The sequence below is a fragment of the Streptococcus sp. HMSC064D12 genome, assembly GCF_001837205.1.
In the GTDB taxonomy this organism is placed as follows: domain Bacteria; phylum Bacillota; class Bacilli; order Lactobacillales; family Streptococcaceae; genus Streptococcus; species Streptococcus salivarius_D.
In genome coordinates this window covers 57,971-70,401 of sequence record NZ_KV831725.1, presented here as the reverse complement: position 1 = coordinate 70,401, position 12,431 = coordinate 57,971, and the positions used below count along the sequence as shown (strand labels likewise).

The 12,431-nt window shown below is 40.2% G+C and carries 8 protein-coding genes; 3 read left to right on the top strand and 5 right to left on the bottom strand.

Annotated features, from left to right (window positions below; all coding sequences use genetic code 11):
* Positions 1–2 precede the first annotated feature (2 nt).
* Positions 3–2,459 carry a KxYKxGKxW signal peptide domain-containing protein gene (locus HMPREF2697_RS02170; RefSeq protein ID WP_045768572.1) on the bottom strand — a complete coding sequence of 819 codons (2,457 nt, stop codon included), beginning with the start codon at positions 2,457–2,459 and terminating at the stop codon, positions 3–5.
* 268 nt (positions 2,460–2,727) lie between these two features.
* On the bottom strand, positions 2,728–5,877 hold the full coding sequence (locus HMPREF2697_RS02165; protein ID WP_070849456.1) for a KxYKxGKxW signal peptide domain-containing protein: 3,150 nt from the start codon (positions 5,875–5,877) through the stop codon (positions 2,728–2,730).
* A 326-nt stretch (positions 5,878–6,203) separates the two neighbouring features.
* Here HMPREF2697_RS02165 and HMPREF2697_RS02160 point away from each other — a divergent pair, with 326 nt between their 5' ends.
* From HMPREF2697_RS02160 to HMPREF2697_RS02150, 3 genes are all read left to right on the top strand, one after another.
* The gene (locus HMPREF2697_RS02160) at positions 6,204–7,589 is read left to right on the top strand and encodes an amino acid permease (RefSeq protein ID WP_070849454.1); all 1,386 of its coding nucleotides are present in this window, start codon (positions 6,204–6,206) and stop codon (positions 7,587–7,589) included.
* 73 nt (positions 7,590–7,662) lie between these two features.
* On the top strand, positions 7,663–8,106 hold the full coding sequence (locus HMPREF2697_RS02155; protein WP_064521235.1) for an ASCH domain-containing protein: 444 nt from the start codon (positions 7,663–7,665) through the stop codon (positions 8,104–8,106).
* A 121-nt stretch (positions 8,107–8,227) separates the two neighbouring features.
* On the top strand, positions 8,228–10,969 hold the full coding sequence (locus tag HMPREF2697_RS02150; RefSeq protein WP_070849453.1) for a carbohydrate-binding domain-containing protein: 2,742 nt from the start codon (positions 8,228–8,230) through the stop codon (positions 10,967–10,969).
* A gap of 66 nt (positions 10,970–11,035) precedes the next feature.
* On the opposite strand, the gene HMPREF2697_RS02145 is transcribed toward HMPREF2697_RS02150, so the two are convergent.
* From HMPREF2697_RS02145 to HMPREF2697_RS02135, 3 genes are all read right to left on the bottom strand, one after another.
* On the bottom strand, positions 11,036–11,230 hold the full coding sequence (locus HMPREF2697_RS02145) for a CsbD family protein (protein WP_013990383.1): 195 nt from the start codon (positions 11,228–11,230) through the stop codon (positions 11,036–11,038).
* 66 nt (positions 11,231–11,296) lie between these two features.
* Positions 11,297–11,929, bottom strand: coding sequence for a DUF421 domain-containing protein (locus HMPREF2697_RS02140; protein WP_002885232.1), 633 nt, complete (start codon positions 11,927–11,929; stop codon positions 11,297–11,299).
* Positions 11,926–12,378 (bottom strand): DUF3290 family protein, encoded by a 453-nt coding sequence (locus HMPREF2697_RS02135; protein ID WP_002885310.1) that lies wholly within the window; start codon positions 12,376–12,378, stop codon positions 11,926–11,928. Before HMPREF2697_RS02135 ends, HMPREF2697_RS02140 begins: the two co-directional genes overlap by 4 nt.
* Between the last annotated feature and the right edge of the window lie 53 nt (positions 12,379–12,431).

The window sequence follows — 12,431 nt, the reverse complement described above, 5'->3', positions numbered from 1 at the left end:
TGCTAGTGGACGTAGTGGCCAACACCATTTTCATCAAAGTGATAGCTAACCGTAAATTGTCTCATTATAGCTAAAAATTTAAACATAACAGTTTGATTTTTAACCATAGCTCCATCATCGCCATAGAAGTAGCTTTGACCGCCAAAATCAACCATTTTATTCAGGATGGCACGCCCATCTTGTTGGAAATTGTAATCTTTACCATTAATAGTTTGACGCCCAGTTATTGCTTTGCCATCTTTATCAAAGTAGTATCTAGCGACTCTAGAAGCCCCTCCGTCGCCACTACCGCTTCCAGGAGCTGCGGGCATTCCAAAATGGATAACTTTTTCATAATCTTCTTCTGGAACATATTCTCCGAGTAATAATGTGACGAAACGATTTGTCATCATTTCTCCTGTGAGTTTATCGTAATAATGGATGTGTCCATCAATCTTACGTAATTGACCTTTTACTTGTTTGCCATCTTTATCAAAATAAAGAGAGATACCATCAACCACTTGAGGACCTGTTAAAAATGTCCCATCATTAGTGACATAATAACTATTTCCTAGAGCATCTTTAACAAATGTTTGACGCTTCTCAGTGCTACGAGTTACGATTCCTTCTTGGTCAATAGTTACTAAGATGTCGCCATCTTGATAAATTTGATTGCGAATAAGTTGACCAGCAGAATCTTGATTATCTTTCTCAGTGAAATGATAGAATTTATTATCAATTTCTTTCCAACCGTAAGTGACTTTTCCACCTGCTTCAGGATCTAGATAATAACGATTATTGTCTTTGTTAAGCCATCCTACTTGAACCTTTCCTTCACCGTTTACATAGTAGGTACCAGTAATTGTTTTATCATCTTGATTATCAGAGTATGTGTTTACAAACTGATTGTAAATTAAATGATAGTTTTGGAGGAAGTAGTCGCCATCTTTTTCATGGATAATGCCATCGAGTGCCCAACCCTTCTCGTTGAAGTAGTAGGTTTGTCCATCTATCGTGTGGAATCCTTTTATAGCCTTTCCATCCGGGCCAAAATAGTAAGTGATATTGACGTTCTCATCTATGTCAATATCAGTACCATAAACATTTACGGTTTTCTTCACTCTGGTAGGAATGACAGAAAGCTGATTTGTACGCATTGCTCCATTATCCTTTTCGAAGAAATAAGTGTCTGTACCTATAGTTGTTATTTTTCCTTTCGCTTGGATTCCGTTATCATCAAAATAAACATTTACACCATCTATATTATGAAGTCCAATAAGTTTGTGTCCAAAACCATCGTAATAGGACCAATCATTTCCATTTTCAGAAATGTATTGGTTACGATATGGAGGGAGTTCTTTAACAATACCGTTTTCATCAGCTTCATAAGACTTACCATCAAGCTCGAAGATGGCATTCTTAACCTCTCTACCATTATCCTTATCGAAATAATGTGTTCCTGTATGGTTCCCCCAAATTGATATTAGTTGACCTTTAGCTTGTTTTCCATCAGAATGAAAATAAAGAGAGTAGCCATCGATGATTTGACTGAAGGTAACCATATGTCCATCTTTATCAAAGTAATACCAAAAACCTTCATTATCAGAAATAAAACGATTTTTTACTGCAGCGCCAGATTCATCAAAATAGAATGTACCTCCATGGACATAAATCTTTTTGTCCTTAACCTTTCTTCCGTTGTATGGATCAAAATAGTAAGTCTGTTCTCCGATATTAACTAGCGAACCTTTAATTTGATATCCTCTATCATCAAAATAGAGATCAAAGTTATCAATAGTTTGCGCTCCTTTTACAGCCTTACCATCAGCTCCGAGATAGTACCATCCATAGCCACCATCAGTAACAAATTGGTTCGTTAACTTTCTACCAGAATCTTTGTCAAAGTAGTATGTTTCATTATCCACAGTTACAAAGTTACCCTTTGCTTGGATACCATCCTGGTCAAAGTAAAGAGGAACACCATCCACTGTTTGAAAGCCAGTTAACTTTTGATTATCTTTAATATAGTACCAATTACCATATTCATCAGTTATGAAGTTGCCTCCTGTAATTGAGTTATCTTCTTGTGTTTCAATACTTGAAGCTTCAGAAACATTAGTAGCTCCTTCCAAAGATGCTTCACTTGAAGATGGTACGGTACTATCTTCAGGAAGCGATACTTTCAAGTTGTTGTCGACTGTATAAGTATCGGTTGTCGTAGAATGATTTGTTGATGTTTCAAGAGACGATTCGGACTGGCTAGTAGTCTTTTCATCAATGAAAGTATTCGATGTGTTGATAGCTGATTCTTCAAAAACTATGGAATTTTCTATTGTTTGATTAGTAAGAGGTAATTCCGGTTGCTCAGCATAAGCGATATTTCCGGTAGAAGCGATGATTCCAAGTGTTAAGCTTGAAATAGCAATGGTAATCCAATGTTTCTTCACTTTGTGAAGCTTGAAATGAGTTTTGTGTTCCATAATTCTATCCTCCGTTTCTCACTTTTCACCTTAATTTTAACATTTGATTTTTATATATTCAAATATTTCTATAATAATTTTTTAATTATTCGGAAGCTGTTATATTGTGAAAAAAATAGTAAAAGTATTGCAAATTTTATCAATTAATTCTTGAAAAACTCAAGTATAAATTACAATTTTTCAGTTTTTATGGAAGAAAGTTCGAAAAATTTAATTTTAAAAGAACCCACAAAAAAAACCAAGACTTTCGTCTCGGTTTCATCTAAACTTACTTCACGACATGTCCGTCTTTGTCGAAGGTATAGAGTTTACCATCGATGAGGACAGAGCGGTTTGTGTATTTTTCACCTGTTTTAGGGTCCAAATAGTAGGTGTAGTTATCGACTGTGACAAAGCGTCCTAGGACTTGTTTGCCTTCAGCGTCGAAGTAGAGGACCTTGCCGTCAACTTCTTGGAAGCCGGTCACTTTTTCACCTTTGTCATTGTAGTAATAGTTGTCACCTTTATCGTAGACGATACGATTGCGATAAGCTGGTTCACCCTTGCGGTCAGCAACTACACCATTGTCATCAGCATTATAGGCTCTGTCTCCGATGACAAAACGTCCTGTTTCAAGGTTTCCGCTATCTCGGAAGTAGTAGTCCTTGCCGTCGATGGTTTGCCAACCTGTCAGAGCAGCTCCGTCGTTGCCATAGTAGCGTGTTGGGTAGTATGGGAAGCGTGGAGAACCTTCGTAGTTGTATGATTTTGAAAAGGCGTTGCGTGTCATGATACCAGTCAATTGGTCAAATTGGTAAGTCTTACCATTGATTGTGACCTCTGTGCCTTTGGCTTGGCGGCCATCGTCATAGAAATAGTAAGTGACGCCATCAAAGGTCTTCAAGCCAGTGACTTTTTGACCATTTTCATAGAGATAACTTGTGCCGCTACGATCCGTCTGCAATTGGTCAAAGTGGATGGCTTTTTCTTTTGCCGCATCGATACCCTTGGCATCAAAATTAAAGGTTACACCGCGATAAGTAAGGGCTTTGTTAGTTGTTGCAATGGCAACGTTTGTGGTCACTTTTTGGCCATTTGGTGCTGTGAAGGTCATTGGTGTTGAGTCGAAATGGTAGAGGTGTCCATTAAGAATGTCCCATTGGTCAATAGTTGACCATTGGGATTGTCGGACACTACTATATTTAGATCCAAGAATCTTACCATCATATTGATAAGGACCTTCTTTGATTTTACCATCAGCATCTGTGATATAGACGTCTTTAAGTTCATAATCATTTTCACCAGTACGCTTGAACTCAGGATAGAGACCGTTTGTCAAGAGTTTCCCATCTGGGCTAAAGAGTTGTGAGTTGATAACTCCTGTGTAGAGATTTCCTTTAGGCGTGTCGTCATCAGAATAGTCGCTACCATAATAACGGTTGCCATCAACTTCAAACCAACCTGTCTTGAAGGCACCGTCATTGCCAGCGTAGTAGATGTTTTCAGAGAAAGCACCGTAACGACCAGTAGATTTATCATTGTAGAAGGCATTACGAAGGACAGCACCAGTGTCTTTGTTGGCAAAGTAGTAGTTATCACCTAGATTGAAAATCTTTCCTCGGACTTGTTGTCCCTTATCGTTGAAGTAGTAGAGGTCCTTGTTAATAGTTTGGAAACCAGTGACCTTTTTGCCATTAGCATCGTAGTAGTACCATTCTTGATCAGTACCTTTAACAAATTGATTTCGATTTGTGGTTTGGTCAGCTTTAGTAGTCGCCACACCATTGCTATCAAAGTTATAGACCGTACCGTTTAAGGTAAGTGAGCGATTTACCCACTTGTCACCTGTATTTGGATCGAAGTAGTAGGTTTTGCCGTCAATAGTAACCAGTTGTCCCTTGGCTTGGACACCATATTCGTGGAAATAAAGGTTCTGTCCGTTAATGGTTTGGAAACCAGACACGGCTTTACCATCAGCTCCGAAGTAGTACCAAGAGTTATCTCTATTAATGAATTGGTTGGTTACTGGATTCCCATTGTCTTTGTCGAAATAGTAGATATCGTTATCGTAGTAAAGGAAGTCTCCTTTGACTTGTTGACCACTATCATTGAAGTAGTGAAGGCTACCATCTACCGTTTGAAAGCCATGAAGCGCTTTACCGTCTTTACCAAAGTAATACCAATTACCCTTGTCGTCAGAAACATAGCGATTGGTTACCATAATACCAGTCTTAGGATCAAAGTAATACTGTTGTCCGTTCAGGTTTTGAACGCTTGTCTTGTAGTCAGCTTGGCTACGGTCTAGGAATTCGGTGCGGAAACCAAATGGGGCTGAGAAGCCTTTAGTTGCCTTGTAATTATCGAAGTAGTACCAGTTGCCCGACTTATCTGAGACAAAGACAGAATCAGGTTGATTACCAGTAGCATCAAAGTAGTAAAGATTGCCATTCTCAGTGATGAAGTCATCTTTTACCATCTTGCCATCTTTGTCAAAGTAGTAATAACCAAAGTATTTATGGTTTGCATAATCAAGATACTGGCGACCTGTTACACGACGTCCATTGTCTTTATCGAAATAGTAGCTATCACCATTAATAGTGACGATTTCGTTTTTAGCTTGTCGACCATCTTCGTGGAAGTAGAGGTTAAAGCCATCGATGTTCTGAGCACCAGTGACGGGTTTGCCATCTTTGCCGAGGTAATACCAGTTGTGGTTGTTGTCTTCAATAAACTGGTTGCGTTTGTTTGTTTCAGGTAGAACTGCTGTCAAACGACCTTGGGCATCAGCATTGTAGGCTTGACCATCGATGTTGATAGAGGTATTGGTTACCTTACGGCCATTAGCTTTGTCATAGTAGAAAGATTCTCCATTTTCTGTGATAATCTCACCCTTGGCTTGCTTGCCATCCTCGTGGAAATAAAGGTCGAAATGGTCAATGTTTTGGGGACCTGTCAGATTTTTCCCGTCTTTAAGGTAGTACCAGTTGCCCTCAACATCGCTCTTGAATTGACCGCCAGAAACGACAGCAGTTTCAACAGATTCCGGTGCTTGGCTATTCACGTCAGTAGCTGTGTTAGCTGTTTCTGAAGTTGAAGTAGCAGTTCTCGTTTCGCCACTAGACAAATTGTAAGTACTGCTTGCTTGGTCTTCTTTAAGGACTGGCTGCTTATCAGTTGTGACAGTAGCAGTTGTATCACTTGCCTTATTGGTTGCGCCTTGATCAGCTTTTGTCGTAGCTACAGTTGTTTCTGTGACGACAAGCTCAGGATCCTGATTGACGCTTTCAGGTGTGCTAGCTGAGGTAACTTGATTTGTAGCTTGCTCGTCGGCAGAGACACCAACTCCAACCAATGAGGCACCAAGTGCCAAACCAGACACGGCAATGGTAACCCATTGTTTTTTCACTTTATGAAGTTTAAAATGAACTTTATTTTCCATAAAAGCTCCCCTTTTCCTTTTTAATGACCCCATTCTAACATCTTTCATTAGAAGAATCAAACGCATTCATAAGATTTTCATGTTTTTTTCTAAAAATTGAAAATTCTTTTTAGGTAAGGATTTGAGAAACGAAATAGAATGATATAGGGCCATTTTAGCAAGCTCCTTTTAATCGAGATGTATGGAAAATTAAAAAGTAAGCATTAGGAGTCCCTATTTTTGGCATAGCATTCACCAATAAAAGTATAAAAATACAGAAAAAAGACCATTTAGACCAAGAAATATGGTATAATAGTTCGGTATTTAGCAAAAAATGGAGTATAAAAATGAGTATTTTTCGTAAAAAGGATGTTGGTCTCGCTCAGACTGAGATGAAACGACATCTGACCCTTAGGGATGTGGTCCTTCTGGGAATCGGTGCCATGGTTGGTACAGGAATCTTTACGATTACTGGTACTGCGGCATCGACTCTAGCTGGTCCTGCCCTGATTATTTCAGTCTTGATTTCAGCCGTGTGTGTTGGGATGTCAGCGATTTTCTTTGCCGAGTTTGCCTCACGTTACCCGTCAGCCGGTGGTGTCTATGGTTACCTCTATGCTGTCTGGGGGGAGTATCCTGCCTGGATGGGTGGCTGGTTGACCATGATTGTCTTTATGAATGCCGTATCCAGTGTTGCCTCTGGTTGGGGTGCCTACCTCAAGGGTCTACTGGCTAGCTTTGGTCTTAAGTTGCCTCAAGCCATCAGTGGACCTTTCAATCCCAGTCAAGGCACTTACATTGACCTCTTGCCAGTCTTGGTCTTGGTCTTGGTGACGGCTCTTCTTCTCATGAATTCCAAGCAGGCCCTTCGTTTGAACTCCCTATTGGTAGTGCTCAAGTTTTCAGCCTTGGCGGTCTTCATCTTAGTGGGCCTCTTCCATTTGAATCCTAGCAACTGGGCAAATTTTGCACCATTTGGCTTTGGGCAAATTTATGGAGGAAAGACAGGAATTATGGCAGGTGCCTCCCTCATGTTCTTTGGATTCCTTGGTTTCGAGTCTATCTCTATGACAGTAGACGAGATTAAAGAACCACAAAAGAACGTTCCTCGAGGTATCGTTCTTGCCTTGATTATCGTGGCTTCACTCTATGCAGTGGTTTCGCTCGTTTTGACAGGAGTGGTTCACTATACCAAGTTGAATGTTGATGATGCTGTGGCTTATGCCCTTCGCTATATCGGTATTTCTTGGGCAGCCAACTACGTTTCTGTAGTTGCTATTATGACCTTGATTACGGTATGTATTTCAATGGCCTATGCCCTTAGCCGTATGGTTTATAGCCTGGCGCGTGATGGTTTCCTTCCTCAAACCTTCCAAAAGGTTTCAAAGACTAATAAGGTTCCACATCATGCGACGCTTTTGACAGGCGTTTTGTCAGCTATCTCAGCAGGTATCTTCTCTTTGGCCAATATGGCATCCTTGGTTAACATTGCGACCTTGGCTTACTTGGTCCTCTTGGCTATTGCCCTCATTATTCTTCGTAAGGACAAGGGATTGCCACAGAAGGATGAGTTTAAGGTTCCATTTGTTCCTGTCTTGCCTATTATTTCAATTATCGTCTGCCTCTCGTTTATGAGTCAGTACAGTTGGCAGACATGGTTAGCCTTTGGTTTGGCAGTGCTAATTGGGTCAGCTATCTATGCCTTTTACGGTTACAAACATTCTAAGTATTAAGATGAAAACGTTAGGTCTGATGATCTAGCGTTTTTTGATATAATGGAAGGAGAGTAAAAGCAGGAGTAGATTGATGAAATCAGACCAGATGTGGCAAGCCTATAAGATTTTAAATCAGACAATCGGAGATAAGATTGATGCCTGGGCCTTTGGCGTGGAAGCAGATTATTTGGCAGAACTCGTATTGATGGGGCAAAAGACAGCAACCAGTTCAGCTTTTGACTTGTATGCAGTGGGGAATGAACCATTGCCCAAGGAAAATGAACTGAGAGTCATTCTTGATAGTAAGGAGAATGCTATCTGTATTATTGAAACGACTAAAGTTGAGGTCATCCCATTTAAAGAGGTTTCTAAAGACCATGCCTACAAGGAAGGTGAAGGAGACCGTGGGCTAATCTATTGGCAAGAGATTCATGAGAATCTCTTTAGCAATTGGTTAGAAGAGGTTGGATTACATTTTAGTCAGGAAAGTCTGGTTGTTTTGGAAGAATTTAGGGTGGTCTATCCCAGAGATTGAAAGTTCCCAATATCTTGGGGACTTTTTTTACTTTAAGGAAAGATTAACCTTTCTTTAAGTCTTGTCTTAGGTTTCTTGTGTTTAATAGAGGCATCTCAAAAGTAAGAAAGAGGTCCAACATATGACATACAAACATAGCAAACAAACACAAGAACGTTATGCCATTAAAAAATCATCAAAATGGAAAACTGCAGGATCAGTCCTAGTAGCTAGCTTAATCTTTGGTAGCTCAGTTGTCTTAAATGACAGCAAGGTTTCAGCAGACGAGACAAACACTGAATCAACACTCTCAACGGTTACGACGAGTGAAACCACTGCCGATTTAATTGAAGAAAGTACTCAGACCGACAATACATCAGAAACTACTGAAACAAGCACAGAATCGGCTACAACTACTTCAACTGCGGCTTCAACTTCAGACACCGATTCATCATCAACAAGTACAATAAGTACAACAAGTACGACAGAGGACACGACTGCTACATCAACAAGCAGTGAAACATCTGATCATTCAAGTACTTCCGCAACTTCAGAAGCAAGTTCTTCTGAAACTGCTGAAAGCACAACTAGTGAAACCTCAGCATCTGAAACGAACAATGCAGAAGAAAACACTAGCTCTAATACAAGCTCAAGCACCACTGAAGCCACTGCATCTGAAACAGCTTCAGTGTTAACCAACAGCGCCTCAGATTCAGCTACTGGAACGACGACAACTGAGTCTGAAGATAGTGATTCAGAAAGCTCAACGACAACGATTACTTTCAATGGAACAACCGTGGTAACAAGTGATAGCGGTACTGTCACAGTTGATGGAACGACAATTACCATCAATCAAGCAGGATCATACACTTTGACCGGAAATGGTTCAAGCTATACCATTATTGTGTCAGGTAGCGTGACAGATCCAGTTACAATCTACTTGGATGGTGTGACCTTAACGGATTCGTCTATTACTTCCAATTCTTCAGCAGAATTGACTGTTAATGTCCTTTCAGACAGTTCTATTTCTTCGACGTCTGATAATGCGATTGAAGCCGCTGGTGCCTTAACAATCACGAGTGGTACTGGAAGCACCCTTACCCTTTCAAGTACTGAAAAGCACGCCATCAAGGCTGATAGTGTGACTGTTGATTCAGTAACGCTTGATTTGACGTCAGAGGCTAAAGATGGTATCAATGCGACGACAGCTGTAACTATTAAAAATGCCACAGTCAACATCACAGCAACTGATGACGGTATTCAGGTCGAAGACGAAACAGATGTGAACAGTGGTGATTTGACGATTACCGACTCAACGGTAACCATTAATGCAACTGATAAAGGTATCACGGTTACAGATGAATTGACTGTCGAAGGCAATTCTAAAGTAACAGTTGTAGCAGGTGACGAAGGCCTTGAAGGGCGTTATATCAATTTGACAGGTGGAACCGTTGATATCACTGCTGGTGATGATGGTATTAACGCCACTGAGTGGACGACCAAGGACAGCGCTGATACTTCAAGCTTAACCAATTCGACTTCTGACTTGGAAAATGAAGTGGGCATCAATATTGACGGTGCAACGGTAACTATCTTGGCAGATGGTGATGGTATCGACAGTAACGGCAATGTGACAGTGAAAAGTGGTTCTCTCTACGTCGCTCAGACAAGTGCAGATAATGCTGCTATCGACTACGATGGAACAGGTATTATTTCGGGCGGTACTGTATGGGCTATTGGTAACCAAGGAATGGCTCAAGCCTTTACAACAGGTTCAAGCCAGTCTTATATCATGGCCAACATCTCTGGTAGTGCTGGAGATACCATCACAGTTACAGATAGTTCTGGAAATGTTGTAGCGACCACAACAGCAACAACTTCATTTGGAAATGTGGTCTTTAGTACCGAGAGTCTAACTTCGGGTGAAACCTATACCATTACGACATCAAGTGGTGCTAGTGTGACTGCAACAGCTACTGAAGAAGGCACAAACAATGGTCCTGGTGCTGGTGGCATGGGCGGCTTCCCAGGTGGTGGTTTTGGTAATAGTTCAATGTCTGATAACTTCGGAGGCTACGGCGGACCAACTAGCTATGGTGGCAGCTCTACAAATACGGGTACCGTCAATACCCCATGGGGTCAATCTGCTTCGACAAGTTCTGAGAATACAACTAGCACAAGTAGTACAAGTTCAACAAGCCAGACGGCTAATACTGGACGTCCTACCCCATCAAACTTTGCTAGTCAAACAAGTAACTCAACGTCTCCAAATGTGAGTACCACAACTTCTACGACTGCTAGTGTCACAATGTCTCCAACTGCGAATGCCTCAGCCTCTGCGACTGCTAGCAATTCAGTAGCAAGTAATGCGAACCAAGCAGATGTAACTACTTCAGCAACGACAGCCAGAAGCACAAGCCCATCAGGTCAAGGTTCATCAACGACTAGAGCTGCAGAGCCTGAAGTACGATCACTTATATCTGAAGTAGCAGTTGCCAATCAGTCAGCAGAAGCACAGCCTGAACAGGCAACTACCAATACATCAAGCAGTGCCCAACAACAAGCTCATGAGACAGCTGAGAAGTTGAATAAGATTTTCACTCAAAATCAAAGTTCCCAAGCGGAATCAAAAGGTCAGCTAAGAGAAGTTTCCAACCAAAAGGAAGCTACAAAAACAAATGTTCAGACTGATTTTGCTCAAAAACAAAATAGTCAGACAAGCTCTAAGGCTAATCAGTCTGCTAAAAGTTCACAAAGTAGCCAAGCAAACCAATCAACGTTACCAGATACTGGTGATGTGAGTAGCTTGGGATTAGGTGCATTAGGAGCTGTACTTATGACAACATCATTTGCACTTAAAGGAAGCAAGCATTCTCGTAAGTAATTTCAGTTTAGAAAACATATAAAAAGAAGTTCTCTTGCCAAATGGCTTGAAAACTTCTTTTTTGTCTTATTTTTTAAAGCTATTTTTAAGGCCTTCAACAGCACCTTCAATGCCTTCTTTAACATCTTCGAGACCGTCTTTTGCTTTTGCTACAACTTTTTCAACAGCACCTTCAATTTCAGTCTTTTTGTCGCCAGTCAGTTTACCAGCACCCTCTTTAAGAGCACCTTTAGCTTGATTCAATTTATCTTCGATTCCCATGATAGAACCTCCTTTTTATGATGAGACCATTGTAGACAATATTAAACGGTAATGCAAGTATTTTGTTTAATAAGTGACAACATTAATCTTTCCTTTATCATATTCAGCGATGAAGATATCTGAAATGTTGTCATATCCCATTTTTTGAAGCTCTTCATTTAACCAATCCTCCGTTTTACCAATAGTATCAAGAATTTCTGTTTGAATGACCCCATCAGTAACGATTGGGTATTTCGGATTTTCATCACCCGCACGAACCACAATCAATTGGCCGTTCTGTTCAATAACTGCACGTTTAACCTCTTTAAGTTGAAAAATTCCTTGGGAACGTAATTTTAAAGCGACATCAGAGGCTGAAAGTCCTTTAGAGCGACAAGCTTCAGGATCTAGTTGACCATGTTTGATGATGACAGTTGGTTTACCGTCAATCAAATGTTTGATAAAGAGAATATTGGTAATTAGCCATTTTAGAAGTAAAATCAAAATCGTCCAAATAATCAAAATCACGATATATTGGAGGATTGAAACGGTACTACTATAAATTGTACCACCGAGGATTGCACCAAGAACAAAGTTCTGTACTTGGTCAGTAGCTGAGCTAGGTGCTAGGTTTCCTTTACCTGTTAAATTGATAACAAAGACGAGTGAAATAAGCCCCAAAGCTAGTTTAATTGCAACAGTAAGATAAAAAGATGTCATTTTTTAACCTCCACGAGTTCAACATCAGACTTGTAAAGTTTTATTTGTTCTAGCAAGTAGCTGTCAGGTTCTGAACCTGAGATGGCACGATAGTACTTGTTTCCAACTTTGAGGATAGCGCCATCTGTAGTAGTAGAAGTATTGACATAAACCTTGCTCTTATCAACGTCAAGATTTTTAGACACAACCTCGATAAAGTGAAGAGATGCTCTAAATTGGTCGTTGTTAGATTGATTGCTTTGGAAATTACTGATAGCAATTAGAACCACGGCAACTAAGGTTAAAATAGAAATAATAGAGAGTTCACGAAACTTAGTATCATGGCGTTCTTTGAAGGCTTTAAAAGCAAATACACCGGTCACTAAAATAAGTCCTGCAGTAATGGCAACCATAACCCAGTTTTGTTGGCTAATCTGACTTAGCACATAGTCATAGGAATAGAATTTCATTGAGAGATTTCCTTTCATAATATCAATAACATTATAGGTTAAAAAGTCTTTAA

Coding starts and splice junctions, on each gene's coding strand:
- HMPREF2697_RS02170 (WP_045768572.1), bottom strand. CDS start 2,459: ATGGAACACAAAACTCATTTCAAGCTTCACAAAGTGAAGAAACATTGG.
- HMPREF2697_RS02165 (WP_070849456.1), bottom strand. CDS start 5,877: ATGGAAAATAAAGTTCATTTTAAACTTCATAAAGTGAAAAAACAATGG.
- HMPREF2697_RS02160 (WP_070849454.1), top strand. CDS start 6,204: ATGAGTATTTTTCGTAAAAAGGATGTTGGTCTCGCTCAGACTGAGATG.
- HMPREF2697_RS02155 (WP_064521235.1), top strand. CDS start 7,663: ATGAAATCAGACCAGATGTGGCAAGCCTATAAGATTTTAAATCAGACA.
- HMPREF2697_RS02150 (WP_070849453.1), top strand. CDS start 8,228: ATGACATACAAACATAGCAAACAAACACAAGAACGTTATGCCATTAAA.
- HMPREF2697_RS02145 (WP_013990383.1), bottom strand. CDS start 11,230: ATGGGAATCGAAGATAAATTGAATCAAGCTAAAGGTGCTCTTAAAGAG.
- HMPREF2697_RS02140 (WP_002885232.1), bottom strand. CDS start 11,929: ATGACATCTTTTTATCTTACTGTTGCAATTAAACTAGCTTTGGGGCTT.
- HMPREF2697_RS02135 (WP_002885310.1), bottom strand. CDS start 12,378: ATGAAATTCTATTCCTATGACTATGTGCTAAGTCAGATTAGCCAACAA.